This window comes from Chryseobacterium lineare (assembly GCF_977014045.1).
The window spans coordinates 3,169,620-3,188,663 of record NZ_CDRNIQ010000001.1 but is presented as its reverse complement, the minus strand read 5'-3'; the positions used below and the strand labels follow the sequence as shown (position 1 = coordinate 3,188,663).

20 protein-coding genes and 1 pseudogene are annotated in these 19,044 nt (G+C 36.3%); 10 read left to right on the top strand and 11 right to left on the bottom strand.

The features are described from left to right. Positions 1 to 33 precede the first annotated feature (33 nt). Positions 34 to 984 carry an isopenicillin N synthase family dioxygenase gene (locus ACWNCI_RS14230; protein ID WP_449388801.1) on the bottom strand — a complete coding sequence of 317 codons (951 nt, stop codon included), beginning with the start codon at positions 982 to 984 and terminating at the stop codon, positions 34 to 36. An 86-nt stretch (positions 985 to 1,070) separates the two neighbouring features. On the opposite strand from ACWNCI_RS14230, the gene menD reads away from it, so the two are divergent. Then, the gene (gene menD, locus ACWNCI_RS14225; protein WP_449388800.1) at positions 1,071 to 2,747 is read left to right on the top strand and encodes a 2-succinyl-5-enolpyruvyl-6-hydroxy-3-cyclohexene-1-carboxylic-acid synthase; all 1,677 of its coding nucleotides are present in this window, start codon (positions 1,071 to 1,073) and stop codon (positions 2,745 to 2,747) included. On the opposite strand, the gene ACWNCI_RS14220 is transcribed toward menD, so the two are convergent. Both ACWNCI_RS14220 and ACWNCI_RS14215 read right to left on the bottom strand, forming a co-directional pair. Continuing rightward, complete coding sequence (locus ACWNCI_RS14220; protein WP_449388799.1) at positions 2,744 to 3,370, bottom strand: aminotransferase class IV; 627 nt, start codon at positions 3,368 to 3,370, stop codon at positions 2,744 to 2,746. The two genes, menD and ACWNCI_RS14220, sit on opposite strands and share 4 nt — an antisense overlap. Then, complete coding sequence (locus tag ACWNCI_RS14215; RefSeq protein WP_449388798.1) at positions 3,354 to 4,331, bottom strand: aminodeoxychorismate synthase component I; 978 nt, start codon at positions 4,329 to 4,331, stop codon at positions 3,354 to 3,356. The genes ACWNCI_RS14220 and ACWNCI_RS14215 overlap by 17 nt, the downstream gene beginning before the upstream one ends. Before the next feature lie 47 nt (positions 4,332 to 4,378). Here ACWNCI_RS14215 and ACWNCI_RS14210 point away from each other — a divergent pair, with 47 nt between their 5' ends. From ACWNCI_RS14210 to ACWNCI_RS14195, 4 genes are all read left to right on the top strand, one after another. After that, positions 4,379 to 5,101, top strand: coding sequence for a hypothetical protein (locus ACWNCI_RS14210; protein ID WP_346983711.1), 723 nt, complete (start codon positions 4,379 to 4,381; stop codon positions 5,099 to 5,101). Positions 5,102 to 5,175: 74 nt separating this feature from the next. After that, positions 5,176 to 5,910, top strand: a complete 735-nt coding sequence (locus ACWNCI_RS14205; RefSeq protein WP_449388797.1) for a beta-carotene 15,15'-monooxygenase — start codon at positions 5,176 to 5,178, stop codon at positions 5,908 to 5,910. Next, entirely contained in the window at positions 5,910 to 6,995 is a 1,086-nt protein-coding gene (locus tag ACWNCI_RS14200; RefSeq protein WP_449388796.1) for an AI-2E family transporter, read from the top strand. Before ACWNCI_RS14205 ends, ACWNCI_RS14200 begins: the two co-directional genes overlap by 1 nt. A gap of 13 nt (positions 6,996 to 7,008) precedes the next feature. Then, complete coding sequence (locus ACWNCI_RS14195) at positions 7,009 to 7,260, top strand: DUF3820 family protein (protein ID WP_449389500.1); 252 nt, start codon at positions 7,009 to 7,011, stop codon at positions 7,258 to 7,260. 39 nt (positions 7,261 to 7,299) lie between these two features. On the opposite strand, the gene uvrB is transcribed toward ACWNCI_RS14195, so the two are convergent. The 3 genes from uvrB to ACWNCI_RS14180 form a co-directional block, all read right to left on the bottom strand. Further along, complete coding sequence (gene uvrB / locus ACWNCI_RS14190) at positions 7,300 to 9,291, bottom strand: excinuclease ABC subunit UvrB (RefSeq protein WP_449388795.1); 1,992 nt, start codon at positions 9,289 to 9,291, stop codon at positions 7,300 to 7,302. 143 nt (positions 9,292 to 9,434) lie between these two features. Further along, positions 9,435 to 10,853, bottom strand: coding sequence for a M56 family metallopeptidase (locus ACWNCI_RS14185; protein ID WP_449388794.1), 1,419 nt, complete (start codon positions 10,851 to 10,853; stop codon positions 9,435 to 9,437). Next, positions 10,850 to 11,224 (bottom strand): BlaI/MecI/CopY family transcriptional regulator, encoded by a 375-nt coding sequence (locus ACWNCI_RS14180; protein WP_346983716.1) that lies wholly within the window; start codon positions 11,222 to 11,224, stop codon positions 10,850 to 10,852. Before ACWNCI_RS14180 ends, ACWNCI_RS14185 begins: the two co-directional genes overlap by 4 nt. A 109-nt stretch (positions 11,225 to 11,333) precedes the next feature. On the opposite strand from ACWNCI_RS14180, the gene ACWNCI_RS14175 reads away from it, so the two are divergent. After that, on the top strand, positions 11,334 to 12,554 hold the full coding sequence (locus ACWNCI_RS14175) for a PQQ-dependent sugar dehydrogenase (protein WP_449388793.1): 1,221 nt from the start codon (positions 11,334 to 11,336) through the stop codon (positions 12,552 to 12,554). Positions 12,555 to 12,608: 54 nt separating this feature from the next. Here the strand turns inward: ACWNCI_RS14175 and ACWNCI_RS14170 are convergent, their stop codons facing one another. The 3 genes from ACWNCI_RS14170 to miaE form a co-directional block, all read right to left on the bottom strand. After that, positions 12,609 to 13,985 carry a tryptophanase gene (locus tag ACWNCI_RS14170; RefSeq protein WP_449388792.1) on the bottom strand — a complete coding sequence of 459 codons (1,377 nt, stop codon included), beginning with the start codon at positions 13,983 to 13,985 and terminating at the stop codon, positions 12,609 to 12,611. 81 nt (positions 13,986 to 14,066) lie between these two features. Beyond that, complete coding sequence (locus ACWNCI_RS14165; RefSeq protein WP_042720253.1) at positions 14,067 to 14,684, bottom strand: DUF502 domain-containing protein; 618 nt, start codon at positions 14,682 to 14,684, stop codon at positions 14,067 to 14,069. Positions 14,685 to 14,696: 12 nt separating this feature from the next. Further along, positions 14,697 to 15,278, bottom strand: a complete 582-nt coding sequence (gene miaE / locus ACWNCI_RS14160) for a tRNA isopentenyl-2-thiomethyl-A-37 hydroxylase MiaE (protein WP_449388791.1) — start codon at positions 15,276 to 15,278, stop codon at positions 14,697 to 14,699. A 160-nt stretch (positions 15,279 to 15,438) separates the two neighbouring features. Here miaE and ACWNCI_RS14155 point away from each other — a divergent pair, with 160 nt between their 5' ends. After that, positions 15,439 to 15,672, top strand: coding sequence for a hypothetical protein (locus tag ACWNCI_RS14155; RefSeq protein WP_346983720.1), 234 nt, complete (start codon positions 15,439 to 15,441; stop codon positions 15,670 to 15,672). An 8-nt stretch (positions 15,673 to 15,680) separates the two neighbouring features. Here ACWNCI_RS14155 and ACWNCI_RS14150 read toward each other — a convergent pair whose 3' ends face one another. Together ACWNCI_RS14150 and ACWNCI_RS14145 are read right to left on the bottom strand one after the other, a co-directional pair. After that, complete coding sequence (locus ACWNCI_RS14150; protein WP_449388790.1) at positions 15,681 to 16,772, bottom strand: acyltransferase family protein; 1,092 nt, start codon at positions 16,770 to 16,772, stop codon at positions 15,681 to 15,683. A gap of 110 nt (positions 16,773 to 16,882) precedes the next feature. Next, entirely contained in the window at positions 16,883 to 17,770 is an 888-nt protein-coding gene (locus tag ACWNCI_RS14145; protein ID WP_449388789.1) for a metalloprotease, read from the bottom strand. Between the two features lie 180 nt (positions 17,771 to 17,950). Here ACWNCI_RS14145 and rplU point away from each other — a divergent pair. The 3 genes and pseudogenes from rplU to ACWNCI_RS14130 all read left to right on the top strand — a co-directional run. Next, positions 17,951 to 18,313: pseudogene (rplU, locus tag ACWNCI_RS14140) on the top strand (50S ribosomal protein L21); the annotation flags it as partial. Between the two features lie 55 nt (positions 18,314 to 18,368). Continuing rightward, the gene (gene rpmA / locus ACWNCI_RS14135; RefSeq protein ID WP_100076262.1) at positions 18,369 to 18,626 is read left to right on the top strand and encodes a 50S ribosomal protein L27; all 258 of its coding nucleotides are present in this window, start codon (positions 18,369 to 18,371) and stop codon (positions 18,624 to 18,626) included. Between the two features lie 193 nt (positions 18,627 to 18,819). After that, a complete protein-coding gene (locus ACWNCI_RS14130; protein ID WP_346983723.1) occupies positions 18,820 to 19,005 on the top strand; it encodes a bacteriocin-like protein in 186 nt (61 codons plus the stop codon). Positions 19,006 to 19,044 lie beyond the last annotated feature (39 nt).

Below are 19,044 nucleotides of genomic sequence, written 5' to 3'. Positions count from 1 at the left end.
AACAAAACCGGGCTAGACAACCCGGTTTCACTATTATTTTTTTATCAATCCCAATTCGATTAATCTTTCATGTAAAAATTCCCCTGCTGTAGTGTCTTCGTACAATTTCGGATGGTTTTCGTCGACACAGTTTTCAAGAGCATTCAGCGACATCGAACTCACAGGATGCATAAAGAACGGAATGGAATATCTTGAAGTTCCCCACAGTTCTCTTGGCGGATTTACCACTCTGTGAATCGTAGATTTCAGTTTGTTGTTGGTATGTCTGGAAAGCATATCTCCAACATTGATCATCAGTTCGTCAGGTTCAGCGATGGCGTCAATCCATTCTCCTTTATGATTCTGAACCTGAAGACCTTTCCCCTGAGATCCCATCAAAAGGGTAATCAGATTGATATCGCCGTGAGCTGCTGCTCTTACCGCATCGTTCGGCTCTTCTGTGATTGGCGGATAATGAATTGGCCTTAAAATAGAGTTTCCTTCCGCAATTTTATCATCGAAATAAAATTCATCCAGATCAAGATACAATGCCAAAGCCCGAAGCACATACTGTCCTGTTTTTTCAAGCATCTGATAAGCTTCTTTACCCACTTCATTGAACTTTGGTAGCTCTTCAACAATTACATTGTCAGGATACTCGCTTTTATATTTGGAATCATCAGACACGTATTGCCCGAAATGCCAAAATTCCTTCAAGTCTCCTTTTTTGAAGCCTTTTGCAGTTTCTTTACCGAATCCTACATAGCCTCTTTGCCCGCCAATTCCAGGAATCTCGTACTTCTGTTTCGTTTCCGTTGGCAGTTCAAAAAAGTTTTTCACCTCTCCATACAGTTCATCTACTAATTTGTCATCAAGAAAATGGCCTTTTAAGGCAACAAAACCAATTTCTTCATAAGCTTTTCCGATTTCATTTACAAATTTCTGTTTGCGTTCCGGGTCACCCGAAAGGAAATCACGCAGGTCTACACTAGGTATTTTGTCCATTTTTAGAAATTTAACGAATGGCTAAATTACAGTTTTTTTAAATTAAATTCTTTTCGTGTTAAGCATTTATCCGCTAAATTTGCTTTATGAAAAAATATTCTTCCAAAAGAAGTATTCAGATACTCGCACACCTTCTTCAGCAATACGGAATTTCAGATATTATCATTTCACCGGGATCCAGAAACGCTCCTCTGGCGATCCATTTTTCGGAGACGGACAGCTTCAACTGTTTCAGTATTGTTGATGAAAGAAGTGCGGCTTTTGTAGGATTAGGTATGGCGATGAGCGAGAAGAAACCTGTGGCAATAACCTGTACCAGTGGTTCGGCAGCAGCAAATTATTATCCCGCGGTTACGGAAGCTTTTTATTCCAACATTCCATTTTTAGTGTTAACAGCTGACAGACCAATGGATTACGTGGATATTTTTGACGGACAAACCATCAGGCAGAATAATCTTTTTCATCAGCATTCTTACGGAGATTTCCAGTTACTTGAAGACAGTAAGGAAAACGCGGAAGATATAAATTTTGATACTATTAAAAAAGCCATTGAATTATGTATTGAAAAACAAGGACCTGTTCATATCAATATTCCTCTTGAAGAGCCTCTGTATGAGCTGGTTTCGGAGCTGCCGACTTTCCCTACAATAGAAAAAACATTAAAGCAAAAAGAATACGAAATCCCGTCTAATCTGGTGGCTGACTGGAATACTTCGCAGAGAATAATGATTTTGGTGGGAACAAGGGATTATAGTCCCGAACTGGAAAATCAGCTGACACAATTGGTGAAAAATCACTCCGTTGTGGTTTTAAGTGAAGCGAATTCCAACCTTCATCATGAAAAGTTTTTCAGGCATATTGATCGCTATGTTTTTAATTTTACGGAAGAAGATTTTAAAACCTATGCCCCTGATCTGCTGATTACGGTAGGACAGAATGTAGTTTCAAAAAAAGTGAAACAATTTCTTAGAAAGGCACGTCCAAAACAGCACTGGCATCTGGATGAAGTATGGCAGCCGGACACTTATTTTGCATTGACGGAGAAAGTAGAAGTGAAACCGGAAACTTTCTTTTCTAAATTGCTGAAATTCATTAATCTCGAGCCAAGTCCGTACTTTAATCTCTGGGATGTTTTAAGGGATAAAAAAGATGCAAAGCACGAGAAATTCCTGACTACAGTAGAATTTTCTGATTTTTATTTTTTCAATAAAATATCACAGGCAATTCCTGAAAATTACAATATACATTTTAGTAACAGCTCTGCGATCAGATATGCACAGCTTTTTGATTATGGTAAAAGAAGAATCTACTGCAACAGAGGAACGAGTGGAATTGACGGTTCCACTTCCACGGCAATGGGATTTGCCATAAAAAATTCTAATCCTACTTTGTTGATTACGGGAGATTTAAGTTTTTTCTATGATGTCAATGGTCTTTGGAATCAATATATTCCTCCGTTTGTACGAATTATGATTTTTAATAATGGAGAAGGAAATATTTTTAAAATTATTCCAGGACCTGGAAATGCAAATCCGAATACTTTGGACGAGTTTATTGCCACGAAGCATCATAAGAATGCAGAGTTTCTGGCAAAACATTTCGGATTTTCTTACACTAAAGTCGATGAAGAATTAACTTTAGATCGCGTACTTGAGAATTTCTTCAAACCGGATGTGCAGCCTAAAATATTGGAAGTCAACACCTACGGTAAAAACAATGCCGATATACAGAAAGCATATTTTAATTATCTGAAGGAAAATTAAAGATCAGAATATTCTTCATTTCCCGGTAAGTTAATAATTCTGTCAATAGGATAAATGAAATTTTCATCAAAGTCATTTAAAGCATTAATGATCTGAAAATGAGAAAATTCTTTGATGTTTTGTAAGGTAATCTCGGTTTCCTTAATTTCTTTTTTTCTTAAAAGGTTTTGTCTCTGTACACCATTTAAAAGATAAGAAATTGGGGTAAACCATTGTTTTCCCTTGAGAAAAAGAAGATTCGAGTAGGAAGTGTCGGTAATATGGTTGTTTTTGATGATAATGATCTCTTCGGCTTTAGCCTTCATTTTCATTTTTTCCAGTTCTTTTCGGTCTTCAAATTTGAAAGAATAGTCGAAACTGTTGTTTTCCACCAGCTGAAAGTTTTCAATTTCAGGAATAGCGTAAGGAATCAACTGAGTCCGGATTTTTTGGTCCAGGCTATAAACAATCCTTAGCTTGAAAAGACCATCTTCATCATGTTCGAGATGTTTATAAATTTTGGCAAGATCAATCGTGCCTTCTTTTCCGAAGTGGGCAAAAGTCGCGTCTACACGCTTCTGATGCAAATCTAACAAGAAAATCTCCTGATCTTCTATCTTAATACTTTCAATGAATTGGGACATAAATTTTGTTTTTCATTTCCTGATATTCGTCTTCTAATCTGCTCATGTGCGTAATTCCGCCGCCGCTTTTGAAATACAGCTCATCGCCTTCTTTTTCAATAAAACGAATCATCACGCAGCTGTCGAGGTTTTTACCATCAAACCAGCCGCAAACTCCGGTGTAATAATCTCTGCTGTATTCTTCTGCCTCAAGAATTATTTCCAATGTTTTCTGTTTTGGAGCGCCGAGAATAGATCCCGCCGGAAGAATTCTTTCCATAATGCTTCCTATTTTTCCGTCATATTCGGGCTGTAAGGTTCCTGAAATTTCAGAACTCATGGCGTACAGATCTTTTTGCTTGGTTTTAATGAAATCGATATATTGAAATTTATCAACTTTCACATCATCTGCCACCATGCTGAGATCATTTCGCAGCAGATCTACCACGGTGTAATGTTCTGCTTTTTCCTTTTTATCATTTTTGAGGATCTCTGCCGCATTATCAAGCGAAGCATCAATAGTTCCTTTCATGGGATAAGTAAGGATTTTGCCGTCAATGATTTTAACAAAAGTTTCAGGAGAAAAAAATACAAAAAAATCTTTATAAAACACTTTATATTTCGCAGAAGAATGATAAAAAATTTCTTCTAGTGTTAAATTCGTTTCAATTTTAGTTTTTCGGGTATAATTTACCAGATATGAGTTTCCTAAGCGAATATTTTTTTGAACTTTATCAAAGCCTTTTTTAAAGCTTTCCAACGTCTCGGGAAATGATTTCCATTCTATTTTTTTGGATAATGCATGTTGTTTTTTTATGTTTGAAAAGTTTTGAAAATCAATTAATAAGCTTGATTTTTCAATTTCATTTTCTTTAAATATTTCAACATTCTGCGCAAGAAAATCGACAATGAAGAAATAAGGAACTTTCTGAAGTGAGAGTTCGTCCATTTCCATAAATTTTTGATGATTCACTGAAAACATTCCGCAAAAGTAATTATTGATGTTTACTTTTGCACAAAATATTTTTCATGGAAAACAAATATCCACAGAAACCGGGATTAGATCTTATACTGAAGCAGGCATTTTTCTACTGGAATAAAACATTGGTTTTTCAGCTGATGTTTTCCATCATATATTTTGGAATTATGATGACCGTATTGTTTTTCTGCGATGCGAAATATGGAATTTTAACGGGCTATTTAGAAACTGCAAAGTATGCTAAAGAAGGCGTTCAGGTGTACACGGCAGAACTTCAGAAGCTTCTTTCAACGGAAAATTTTCAGAATTTTTCGCTTTGGATAATGGGAACAAATATATTTTTGTACCCTTTGAATCTCGGTTTTTACCAGATCTACAGAAAGATGGATCTTGGTGAAAAAATTGAACTTGGTGATCTTTTTACCGGATACAATGGATTGAATTTTTTTAAATATATTGGTTATTATATTTTCTGGTATTTCATTTTTGCATACAGTATCCAGACGATTATATTGGGTGTAATCTGGGTTGCGATTACAATGTTTGTGGCACCGATGATGTTCTTTATGAACAAAAGTATTTTAGAATCAATTTCATTAAATTTTAAAGCACTCAGAATGTATTTCCTGGAAATTTTGGTGTGCATTATGGTTGCTGTTTTGTTTAAATATATTGGTTTTGCGTTGTTTTTTATAGGAGGATTATTTACTTTTCCGTTCTGGAACGCGATGATTTACTCGCTTTATAAGGTTATTTTTTCAGAGAAGAATTAATTTTAAACTGTTTTTAATGTATTTCTGCCGGAAAAAGTTTAATTTGGTAGTAATAACATTAAAAAAATCACATTATGTCAGAATTTAATGAATTTGACCAACAGGGTTCTGTTCCGGAAAAGAGTACAGGATCCGTTATTTCTCATGCTTTCGAAATGTATAAAGGGATTTTCCTTTACGCGGTAGTTGCGATGATTATCTATAGCATTTTAGGTGCAATTATCCAGTCTCTTACGGGAATGAATTCTGCCGCGATGATTGAAGAAATGCGCGATTCTGGCGATTATTCAAATTTCTCGGTTTTCAGTGCACCCGGAATGCCTCTGTATTTTGGTTTATCGGGACTTTTGGGGCTTTTGCTTTCTCCTCTGTATGTTGGGTTAATTTACATGACCAATAAATACAATACGAAAAACCCTATTGAATTTTCTGATCTTTTCATTGGTTACAAACAGAATTTTGTCAATATTTTAATCTACGCTTTATTAGCGGGAATAATTTCTACAGTTGCTCTTTCGTTGTGTGTCCTGCCCATCATTTTTGTTTATCCTTTCCTGATGTTGGGATATCCGATTTTGTTATTTGAAAATGTATCTGCAACGGAAGCCTTAGGAAAATCATTTAATATCGTAAAAGAAAATTACGGAGTTTTCCTTGGCGCAACATTTGTAGGGTTCCTTTTATCAATGGCAGGAATTGTACTGTGTTTTATCGGAATCATTTTAACGGCGCCATTTATCTTTGTAGTAATGTATTCTTTGTACTGCGCTTATCTGGGAAAACCAAGACAAATAATGTTTAATAAATAATGAATAAACAAGAACAAATAAGCAGTGTTAAAATAAAGCAGGTTTCACTTCTTGCCATCATTTTGGTTTTGACGGGATTAATCTGTTTCAATCTTGCTCTTTTTATCCCTTCTGTTTTGGGAGCGATTACCATTTATGTAGTTTGCAGAAAATATAATTTTTATCTTCAGGAAGAAAAAAAATGGAAACCATGGGCTTCTTCATTGGCTTTAATGTTTGCAAGTCTTGTCGTGCTTATTCTTCCTGTTTATTTTATCGGCGATCTATTGATTGAAAAGCTGGGAAATGCACAGGCTTATATGGATAAGTTTAATATTTTTCTTGAAAAAATTCATACCTATATCTATTCCAAGACCGGCTTTGATATCTTAAGCAAAGAAAATATGGATAAGCTTAAGAATAATGTCGGACAGTTTTCTACCAAAGCGCTGAGCGGCACCTTCAATACATTAACTGTTGTCATGTCAATGTATTTTATTCTTTATTTCATGCTTGAAAGGCCAAGATTTTTTGAAAGAATATTATCATCTTCAGCTCCATTGAAGCGATCAAACGTTTCTTTAATAGGAGAAAAAATGAGAAAGCTGATCATGGCAAATGCTATAGGAATTCCTGTAGTGGCTCTTGGCCAGGGTATTGTCGCACTGATAGGATATTTTATATTCGGAGCACCAAGCCCGGTGTTGCTTTTTGCTTTAACGGCGGCTGCTTCTATGATCCCTGTTGTAGGTGCTGCCATTATTTATATCCCGATTTGTATTTATATGATTGCTGAAGGCAATACCGGAATGGGACTTGGGCTGGCGGCTTATTGTGTTGTTGTTGTTGGCTTGACGGATAATGTTTTGCGTTTTACGCTGTTGAAAAAGCTGGAAGATATTCATCCTTTAAATACTGTTTTCGGAATTATTATGGGAATGAATCTCTTTGGCTTCATGGGATTAGTTTTCGGTCCCATTCTTATTTCTCTTACATTACTGCTGATCCAGGTTTACAGAAATGAATTTTCGGATGATGATACACCGGATCTCAAGTTACCGGATAAAGATGATGAACTTGAACAGAAAATTGATTTAATTGTATAAAATGGAATACGGAATAAACCCCGAGATATTAAAAGAAATTTGTGAGGTGAAAATGCCTTTCGGGAAATATGAAGGAACGGTTTTGGCAGATCTGCCTGTAAGTTACCTTGAGTGGTTTCACCGTAAAGGAATGCCCAAAGGAAAATTAGGAATGCAGCTGTCAACAATTTATGAGATCAAATTAAATGGCCTTATGGATCTGCTGATTCCTATTCGCGGAGGAGCCGTGAATTATGAAAAATATAAAAACAAGACCTATTTTTGAAAATTTTCGGCGGCGCCTTTGGTGCCGCCGAAACTATTATCATCCCTTTAAAGCTGCAATTTCATCTCTCAATTTTGCTGCCTTAATAAAATCCAGATTTTTTGCCGCAGATTCCATTTCTTTTTGCTTTTGTAAGATTACTTTTTCGATATCTTCGGTGGTGTAATTGGCTTTTGCCTCCGCTACTTTCTGAAGAATTTCCTTCTGGGTGTACCTTTCATCCGGGAAATCTTTAGTTCTTCCGACTAAACTTTCGGAGATTTTCTTATTTAAAGCAACAGGAACTTTACCATGTTCTTCGTTGTACTGAATTTGTTTTGCCCGACGGTATTCAGTTTCGTCCAGTGTGGCCTGCATTGATTTTGTAATCTTATCGGCGTACATAATGGCTTTCCCGTTAAGGTTTCTCGCAGCCCGTCCAACGGTCTGGATCATGGATCTTCGGCTTCGCAGCATTCCTTCTTTATCGGCATCCAAAATGGCTACAAGAGAAACTTCAGGTAAATCCAGACCTTCTCTCAATAAATTTACTCCGATTAAAACATCAAAAAGTCCTACACGCAAATCCTGCATGATCTGAATACGTTCCAGCGTTTCAACGTCAGAGTGGATATATCTCGTTCTGATTCCGAATTTTGTGAAATATTTGGTTAATTCCTCTGCCATTTTTTTCGTTAAAGTAGTTACAAGAACTCTTTCGTCAACATCAGATCTTTTTTGAATTTCTTCCATTAAATCATCAATCTGATTGATCGTAGGTCTTATCTCAATAATAGGATCGAGTAGGCCTGTAGGACGTATAATCTGTTCAATATAGGCACCTCCTGTTTTCTCCAGCTCATAATCTGCGGGTGTCGCAGAAACATAGATTACCTGGTTCTGAATAGCTTCAAATTCTTCAAACTTTAAAGGTCTATTGTCCATCGCGGCAGGAAGCCTGAATCCGTATTCCACCAAAGATTCTTTTCTGCTACGGTCGCCGCCGTACATGGCATGAACCTGCGGAACGGTAACATGGCTTTCATCAATGACCATTAAATAATCCTTTGGAAAATAATCAAGTAGACAGAAAGGTCTCGTGCCAGGCAATCTGCCGTCCAGATATCTTGAATAATTTTCAATCCCGGAACAATACCCTAATTCCTTTATCATTTCGAGATCCAGTTCCGTTCTTTCCTGAAGTCTTTTTGCTTCTAACGGCTTTTCAATGGAACTGAAAAAATCTACCTGTTTTACAAGGTCATCCTGAATATTTCGAATGGCACCATTCAAAGTTTCTTTTGAGGTTACGAAAAGATTGGCGGGATAGATCTGTATCTGCTCAAAACTGGAAGTTACATTTCCTGAAACGGGGTCAAAACTCTGAATTTTTTCAATTTCATCTCCAAAAAACTGAATTCTTACGGCATTATCCGCATAGGCAGGAAAAACATCAATAACATCGCCTTTTACCCGGAATGTTCCTCTTTGAAACTCATTTAATGTTCTTGAATAAAGTGCATTGACTAATGAGTGCAGAAGTGCTGTTCGCGTAACTTTCTCTCCAATAGCTATGGAAATCAGTGATTTGTGGAATTCTGTAGGATTTCCTATACCATAGATGCATGATACCGATGCTACGATCAGAACGTCTCTTCTCCCGGAAAGTAAACTTGCCGTTGCAGAAAGTCTTAGTTTCTCAACTTCTTCATTAATGCTGAGATCTTTTTCGATATAAGTTCCGGTTGTTGCGATATAAGCTTCCGGCTGATAATAGTCGTAATAACTTACAAAATATTCAACGGCATTTTCCGGAAAAAACTCCTTAAATTCCATGAAAAGCTGTGCCGCCAGTGTTTTATTGTGGGCCAGGACGAGTGTTGGCTTTTGTACATTCTGTACAACATTGGCTACGGTAAAGGTTTTACCGGAACCGGTTACGCCCAGAAGAGTCTGGTATTTTTCACCGATTTGGATACCTTCTGTAAGCTTTTCAATGGCTTGCGGCTGGTCGCCGGTAGGTTTATATTCTGATTGAAGGTTGAATTGCATAGAAAATTGTGATCTTATCTAACAAAAGTACGAAAGAAATATTTGACATTGAAAAGTATTCGATACCTCGAAAAAATAGTATCCATAGAAAAATTCTAAAGCATTGAAAAATAAAAAAACACTCGAGATGAGTGTTTAATAATTTACTGAAAAGACATAGTCAACGGAATTTTCATTCTGTATCGGACTGGTTTTCCGTCTTTTTCCGCAGGTGTCCAGACAACATTTTCATTGGCTTTCTTTAGTGCTGAAATCGCTTCAGTATTGAAAATTTCATCATTTCCGGTGGCGGCTACATCAATAACATTTCCTGTTTCATCAATGGTATAGGTAAGTTCAGCTCTATTGAGGTTTTTGGATTTGTCAGCATTCATTTTTGATGCGTCAAATAACTTTGAAATCTTCGTTCTCAATGCATTAAATCCTCCAGGATACTGTGGAAGTAATGTCACATCGTCTTTAGGCGTTGCTGTTTCTGTGTTCCTTGTTTCTGTTTCCTCTTTTATATTTGTGCTTTTACCATCTTTCGGGCGAATTGTATCCTGAACAGCTTTTCTACTGTTTGTATTTTCAATTGGTATTCCTTGTGTTTCAATTTGTTGATCTGAACTTTTATTTTCAGCATCTTCAAATGTCTTTCCGGGATTTTCAGAAACTGAGTTTTTCAAAGGTTCTGAAATCTTATTCTGCGTTTCCTCAATGATTTTTTCGATCGGATTGGCATATGTTTTCTGCACAAATAATCCGAACGCAAGAAGTAAAACAGGTATGCTGGATATTTTTTTAAGTTTTGTCAGTTTAGACTTTTTAGTGTTCATCATAATAAATCGTTTTTTGGTGTTATTAAAATTGAATGTATGGGTAAGGTTATAGTTTTTTTGTGAAATAATCTCATCAAGAATAAGATGCTGATAATCTTTTACGTTAAATTTTTTCTTTAATACAGATTCATCCGCCAGGAATTCATGATTGGTAACGATAGCTTTTTTGTAGAAATAAAGAGAAGGATTAAACCATGTCAGGATTTTTAAGATTTCAATAAATAAAAGATCAATGCTGTGTTTCTGATCGATATGAGTTTTTTCGTGAAGGAAAATCCGTGGATCAATCTGGTTGTTGATCAGATAATTTTTCCCAAGATAAATGGTGTTCCAAAAGCTGAAAGGGGAAATGTTTTCATCAGCCAAAACTACAGTCTGATTTTTATAAATTATCTTCTCACCCTTTATTTTTTTAATTTTTAAAATAGAGTGGATGGTCTTTGTTAAAAGAATCAGTGTTATAATTCCATATATAATCCATATAAGATTAATCGGATTGAAACGTTCGTGCCCAGAGCTAAGATCTAAAACATCTTGTGTTGCTTCGATGGTTGTCTGAAAGCGATTTGAAGGCTTAGGAACTTCAGATTTAATAGAAATAAACGGAACCGTGTAAGAAAACAGTAATGAAAAAATCAGATAAAATCTGTTGAATACATACATTTTTTCCTTTTGCAGAAACAGATAATACACTGCAATAAGCAATGAAGAACACAGAATTATTTTTAAAATGAGAATCATTTTTCGTCGATTTGCTGGTCAATGATTTCACGGAGTTCCTTCAGTTGTTTCTGAGACAATTTTGCATTCGAGGTAAAAAACGAAGCAAACTGAGTCACGGAACTATTGAAAAAACGGTCAATCATAGAAGACATTTCTTCTTTGAAATATTCTCCTTTCGCGATTTTCGGAAAGTATTCGCGGGAATTTCCATACAGAGTGTAACCTACAAAATTTTTATTCTGCATTCTTTTGAGAAGTGTAGCAACGGTTGTGGTTGCAGGTTTAGGATCAGGATACGATTCTAAAATATCCTTCATAAAAACTTTTTGCTTTTCCCAAAGAATTTCCATAAGGTCTTTTTCAGAATCTGTCAGTTTTATTTCTTTCATATTCTACGATTTGCTATTTTATTCTACAAATGTAGAATAAAAATTTTATTTTCCAAAATTTTATGGCATTATTTTTCCATTCTTTAGGAGAATCACTTAATATAATAATATGAAAATCAATAAATTTTACATTTCAACGGTCAGTTTATTTCTGATTTTTTCATCATGTAAAGAAAATAAACTCAATGCGCAGCAGGTCGGAAATGATGGAAGTGTTGAGACAAAAGAACCCAATTCACCGGAGTATAAACCAGCTTTTGTGGGACAAACAAGAATTAAAGCCGTAAAAACCTCAACGCCTTACAACGTAGAAGTTTTAAGCAGTGATCTGGGAAAACCTTGGGGAATTATCAATCTGCCCGATGGTAGACTTTTGATTACTGATAAAAGGGGTTATATGAATGTAGTTTCAACAGATGGCAAGCAGATCTCTAAAATTAATGGTTTTCCCAAAGTCGATGACAAAGGGCAGGGTGGAATGCTTGATGTTGCTCTTGATCCTGATTTTACAACAAACAATACGATTTATTTCAGTTTTTCAGAACCTTACGAAAAAGGAAATCATACTGCAGTAGCAAAAGGCAAACTCTCACCTGATTTTAAAAGTATTACGGATGTAAAAGTTATTTTTCGTGCGACTCCTACTTATGACGGCGATAAACACTACGGAAGCAGGCTGGCATTCGGCAAGGATGGGAATTTGTTTGTGAGCACTGGCGAAAGATCCGATAAACAAACAAGAGTTTATGCGCAGAGAACGGATAATTATTTAGGTAAAATTTTAAAAATTACGAAGGAAGGCAAACCTGCACCTGGAAATCCATTTATCGGAAAACCAGGATTTAAACCTGAAATTTATGCATACGGAATCCGGAATCCCCAAGGAATGGCAATTGATCCTAACGGAAATCTTTGGGATGTAGAAATGGGTCCGAGAGGCGGGGATGAAATTAATTTAATTAAACCCGGGAAAAATTATGGCTGGGGTGATGTTACCTATGGAATTGAATATTCCGGAGAAAAAATAAATAATGGAACAACGCAGAAAGCAGGAACAGAACAGCCCGTGTACTATTGGGATCCGGTAATTTCACCGAGCGGCGTGACTTTCTACACCGGAAATATCGAGGAATGGAAAGGAAATCTGATGATCGGATGTCTCAGCGGTGAGCATATCAACAGAATTGTCATGAAAGACAATAAAGTGATAGGTGAAGAGCGTCTTTTAGCAGATGAGAATGAAAGGTTCCGAGATGTGCTGAACGGCAGCGACGGCAATCTGTATGCGGTGACAGACAGCGGAAAATTGTATAAAATTTCTAAGAAGTAGTCTTTTTTATATAAGGCTCGGGCTCAAAACGAAGTTTTGAGCCCGAGCCGCTTTTTAAGCTTCTTCCAACTGAACGGTGAAATGTCTCAACAAATCTGGTTCCCATGTAATTTTGTAGCCTTTTGCAATTTCATCACGTCTTTCATATACGTTCTTGATTGCGGCTGCAATATAATCCATATGATTGTTGGTATATGTTCTTCTAGGAATCGCCAAACGTACCAATTCCAGCTTTGGATAGCGGTTCTCTCTTGTTTCAGGATCTCTGTCGGCTAACAAAGTTCCGATTTCCACCGTTCTGATTCCTGCCTCTTTGTAAATTTCAAGTCCTAAAGTCTGGGCAGGATATTCCGAGCGGTCAACTTTTGGAAGAAAATTCAGAGAGTCAATAAACACAGCGTGTCCCCCGATAGGTTTCTGAACAGGAATTCCGTATTCAATTAATTTATTTCCAAGATATTCTACCTGTGAAATTCTGCTTTCCAGATAAGCAAATTCTGTAGCTTCATTAAGACCAACGGCCAAAGCGGCCATATCTCTTCCCGCCATTCCACCATAGGTAATAAATCCTTCGTAAATGATAGTGAAATTAGATGCTTTTCTGAAAGTATCTTCATTATTTAAAGCAATAAAACCTCCGATATTTACCAATCCGTCTTTTTTAGAACTCATCGTCATCCCTTCTCCGTAAGAGAAAATTTCTTTACAGATTTCTTTAATGGTTCTATTTTCCTGTCCCGCCTCTCTTTTTTTGATGAAGTAAGCATTTTCTGCAAATCTCGCTGAATCAAAGAATACAGGAACTCCGTATTGATCGGAAAGTTGTTTTACAGCCCTCATGTTTTCCAGAGAAACAGGCTGCCCTCCGGAAGAGTTGCAGGTAATTGTTATTAAACAAAAAGGTATTTTTCCCTTTGGATGGCTTTTATAAACTTCTTCCAGTTTTTCAAGGTCAATATTTCCTTTAAAAGGGTAAAGGTCATTAATGTCAAAAGCTTCATCAATGGTACAGTCAACCGCATGCGCTTTTCTGAATTCGATATGTCCTTTTGTGGTGTCAAAATGAGAGTTCCCGGGAATTACATCTCCTTCTTTCACCAAAACCGAAAAAAGCACATTCTCTGCAGCTCTTCCCTGGTGTGTTGGCAAAAGATATTTAAACCCTGTGATATTCTGTACGGTTTGGTGAAGCTGCTCAAATGAACGTGACCCGGCATAGCTTTCGTCACCCATCATCAAAGCGCCCCATTGTCTGTCGGACATCGCTCCGGTTCCGGAATCCGTGAGAAGATCGATGAAAACCTGTGAAGATTTTAGATTGAATAAATTATAGTTTGCTTCTTTAAGCCATTGTTCTCTTTCTTCTCTTGTTGACTGACGGATTTCCTCAATCATTTTAATGCGGAAAGGTTCCGCGTAAGGTAAATTCATGATAGTATTTATTAGATTGTTTTTGTAAAGAAAATTTTATTTGAAATAATTCAAATTCATCAAAAGATATTTAAAGCCGTATTATTCAGGAGCCTTAAATATATTGTCATCCGAGTGGAATCCTGCCACACCACCACTCACTGCAAATTTCATTGCAGAAGCCGCTGTCATTCCTACTACAGGTTTGATGTTTTTTTCTTCCGTAACAATTACCCATCCCGAAATGGCGTAAGAATGAGGCAAATACACAGCAACGTAATTATGCTTTTCCACATCAGCCATTTCCTTCTGGGTGAGAAAACCTATTCTCCAGATTTCAGGATTTTCGTTGGTTTTTACCCAGACGGGATCATTAAATTTTTTCTTATCTCCGACGAATGAAGACATGACGTCTTTTGTGGGGGTATAAATGTGCTTAACTCCCGGAGTTTTTTCAAGAAGACGATCCATCGCATCGAAAAAGAATCTCCCCACAACAAATTTATTACCGAGGTATCCTAAAATTGCAGTAAACAGAATTGTCGAAATAAAAACCAGTCCCGGAATCTCTTTGGCCACCGAAGGGATAATATTATCAATGGATGTGACCACATACCAGATTACAAAAATTGTCAATCCGATAGGCCCGATAATGACAAGTCCCTGAAAGAAGTTTTTCAGGAAGAAATTGGCAATATTTTCAAACGTCAGTTTTTTCAACTTAAATATAGTTTATCCGTGGATTGTTTCTCCTTTTCCGTAAGATTGTATGATTTTGGCTTCATACTCCAGCCATTCTTCCCATCTTGCATTTACTTTTTGCTCTTCGCCAAGTTGTCTTGCAAAACCGATAAATGTGGTATAATGAGTGGCTTCGGAAATCATTAATTCCCGGTAGAAGGTTTTAAGTTCTTCATCTTTTATATTTTCAGTAAGCACTTTAAAACGTTCACAGCTTCTGGCTTCGATCATGGCTGCAAAAAGCATTTTGTCGACAATCAGATCATCTCTGTTGCCTCCTTTCTGGATAAAATTAACCAGTTCGTTCACATAGTCATCTTTTCGGGTACGTCCGAATGTGTAGCCTCTTTTTTTAATAATTTCATGCACCTGTCTGAAATGTTCCAGCTCTTCCTGTGCGATGGCAAGAAGTTCGGTTACAATTTCCGGATATTCAGGAAGCATTGTGATAAGTCCGATAGCATTGGTTGCAGCTTTCTGCTCGCACCACGCGTGATCCGTTAAAATTTCTTCAATGTTTCCTTCTGCAATATTTGCCCACCTTGGATCAGTAGGAAGTTTCAACTTAAACATATTTTAAAATTTTGTGTAAAATTAAAATAATTTGCGATATGTCAGAAGTTTTATTTTGTTTGAAGATTTTCATTTAAATTGATCTTTTTAATAAAATATGTAAAATTGATGGTACTTTTTTTGTTATTGTTTTAAAAACCAATTGAAAAATATGAACATTATGGAAACAATTACACTTATTAAAAGTAAAATGAATGCTTTGCTGACATTAGCATTTTCAGTATTAATGTCTGTTTTTACATTTGCACAGGATACGGCGGGTGGTGCAGTAACTACGGAAAACAAGACTACGACTACAACAGAATGGTATGCTGACCCCATGTATATCATCGGAGGGGCAATTCTTCTCATCATTATCATAGCTTTAATTGCGAGAAGCGGAAAAAGAGAATAAAAAAACTGCTATTTAATAGCAGTTTTTTTTCGCAATATTTCCAGGATATTCCATCCAAAGCTGTCTACTTTCTTTAATACAGAAGAAATTCCGAATGCCAGAAGAACATTAATAATATAGATTAATACCATTAAAACCCACCAGGGCATATATTCTTTTAGAGCGACCACCAGAAAATAAACCAATGAAGAGCTCATTCCCTGTGCGAAGTAAAAAAATATGGCATTTTTACCAATATATGTTACAAAGCTTTCTGCTGAAATCTTTAATCGATTATAAAACACAAACAAAGTTACCAAAGAAAACAAAGTCCAGATAATGTACGGGATTTTCGGTGGGAATTTATTCCTGTTGATCTTATAAAAGATCTCGTTTCCATAGTACCAAAACATCCATATTAAAGCTGCTGCCACCAAAAAATACAGAGCCGGAATCATTTTACCGGGTATTTTTTTTCCTTTCATTCTATTTCCGATCAGAAAGAAAGTCAGATAAAATGCAACATAACCTACCTGCCCATCCGGATATATTTCAGAGAAAATATTAAACAACAGCGTTAATGCAATACAAAGAGCGATAAACCAGTTGATATGTTTTGGGAAAAACCTTAAGATCAGCACTCCGAAAACGGTAAGTATAAAATAGACCTTCAGATACCAGAAACTTCCCATTACTACGGGGAAAGTATCCGCATTGGTGTATTGATGAAGATACCAGTTACCGAGATTCTCCCATTGCGGTAATGTTGAAATATTGTTAATTGTATATTTCGATCCAAATGTGGAATAGAAACTCTTTAGCCATTCCAGAGAGAAAAAATTCAGGCCAAAAATTTTAAAGAAATAATCTAAGAAGAACAGGAAGGTCACGAAAATCATGTACGTGATCTGTAGTTTCAGTAATCTGTAAAAAGTCTTTTCAATATTGGAACCTGAAGTAAGCCCACTTAAAGCATAAAACAGAGCAACATCAAAAACGAGGGAAAACACTCTCACTTCTGCCGGAATGTAAAACTGGCCAGACCAGAAAGCCGTATGAATGAATATGATGGAAAGTGTTGCCAATCCTTTTGCAAAATCAATATAGAGATCTCTTTTCATTATTTATATATAGATTCTTCAAAAGTAAATAAACTTTATGAATTTTTTTAAAAAGAAAAAAGAGACAGGAATTACCCTGCCTCTTAAGAAAGATATATCGAAAATGAATGTTACTTAAGATTTTTAAACTCTTCTGCTGAGATTTCTCCGGTCTGGATTTTTTTTAATTCATCAAGATACTGGCTCATGTAGGCATCCAGCTCAGGATATTGAGCATTTTTTGCGGTTTTGTAAGTTCCGTTCAGAACTCCCTGATAATAATAGAAGAAATTATAATCAAATGCTGATGCGGTAAGATCATATTGTCCCAACAGGAAACCCAGACGTACGGCCGATCTTCTTTGTGGCGGCGTTCCGTGATGTCCCGGACTTGATGTCTGATAATCTCCGATGCTTTGTGCAAATTCATATGCTGCAGCGATCTGTGCAAAACTGGTCTGGTTGTAGCCATTTGGTCTTCTCAGATAATAACCTGCGAATCCGTCTGCTTCCAGTTCATTGGGTCTTGCTGTAGATTCACTTACGGAAGGAAGTCCGAAGATGTATTGCAACTGATGCCCGTACTCGTGAGCCAGGATCATGGCATTGACGATATCTCCGCCTTTTGACTTGGCATCATAATAAATAGCATAGCCATAATAAATTTTCCCTGTTGAATAAGATATCGCATTATACGTAGAATTATAATTTGACGGATCATTGACAAATCGAAGCGTTGGATTGCTTCTTCCCCACAAGCTTGCAATTTTTGTCATTTGGGAATTCATAAAATTCGTATCGGCAGAATTTTGTAGAGAAGTTAGCAAAACCGAAGACGAACTCCAGTATTGGTCTACGTAATAACACACTTTTTCAAGTTCGTTGGGCTGGTCAATTTTCAGGCTTTCTGTCTGTTGTTCAGGCTGTACAGGAGTTTCCAGTGATTCGTCGTTACATGCTGACAGGAAAAGTGCAGCAATGGCTCCCGCAATGATGCGGAAATTAAAGTTTCTTTTCATATACAATATTTTTTGGTGTTAACGAAGATATTAACTTTAACGTAATTTATTATCACTTTATTGTGATAAATTATTCAAAGCATAGTTAAAATTTTAATTAAAAAAGATTGGATTGAATTTGAGTAGATTAGAAAATAATTCTTATATTTGCACCTCGAAATAACTAAAAATCTATAAACAATGTTTGCAATTGTAGAAATAGCAGGGCTTCAATACAAAGTTGAACAAGACCAGAAGTTGTTTGTAAACCGTTTGTCAGGAGACAAAGGAGGTAAAGTATCTTTTGATAAAGTACTTCTTACTGTAAACGGAGCAATCACTGTAGGCGCCCCAGCTGTAAGCGGAATCACTGTAGAAGCAGAGATCCTAGACCACGTAAAAGCTGATAAAGTAATCGTTTTCAAAAAGAAAAGAAGAAAAGGTTACCAAGTGAAAAACGGTCACAGACAATCATTAACTCAGATTCAAATCACTGGTATTACAGGATTTGAAGGAGCTAAGAAAGCAGAGAAGCCTGCTAAAAAAACAACAAAAAAGGCAGATGTTGAAGCTGCTGAAAGCGCAGAATAATTGTTAAACCAAAAAACCTTAAAATAAAATGGCACATAAGAAAGGAGTTGGTAGTTCCAAAAACGGTAGAGAATCTCACTCTAAAAGATTAGGGGTAAAGATTTTCGGTGGTCAGGAGGCTATTGCCGGAAACATCATCGTTAGACAAAGAGGTACGCAACACCACCCGGGTGCAAACGTGGGTATCGGTAAAGATCACACTTTGTTCGCTTTGGTAGATGGTAAAGTAGTTTTCAGAAAGAAAGCAAACAACAGATCTTTCGTATCTGTAGAAGCAAACGCATAATTTAAGCGTTTTATAAAATGACAACCTCAGCATAACTGCTGAGGTTTTTTTATGCGTTTATATAGGGAATTTAATTTTATTATGTTTTTTTCATTTAATTGAGAAATATTTTTATATTTGATAATCACAAAGTTACTAAAATCGCGGAAGCCGAAAAGCAAATAGAGTAGGCAACAAATTAAACAAAATCAATATGAAAAATTTAAAGAAAATCACAAGACAGGATCTTAAGGATGTTATGGGAGGTGCAGCACCTGTAAAAGAATGTTTACCCTGCGATATTTATTGCAGTATTCCGGAAGGAGAAAGGCCTCCGTGCAATATTGTTTACATTGTAGCACATTGTAACGGCTGCAAAAATTATCCTTCAGAATCTTAATCAACTAACAAAAAATCTCCTTCGCAAAAGGAGATTTTT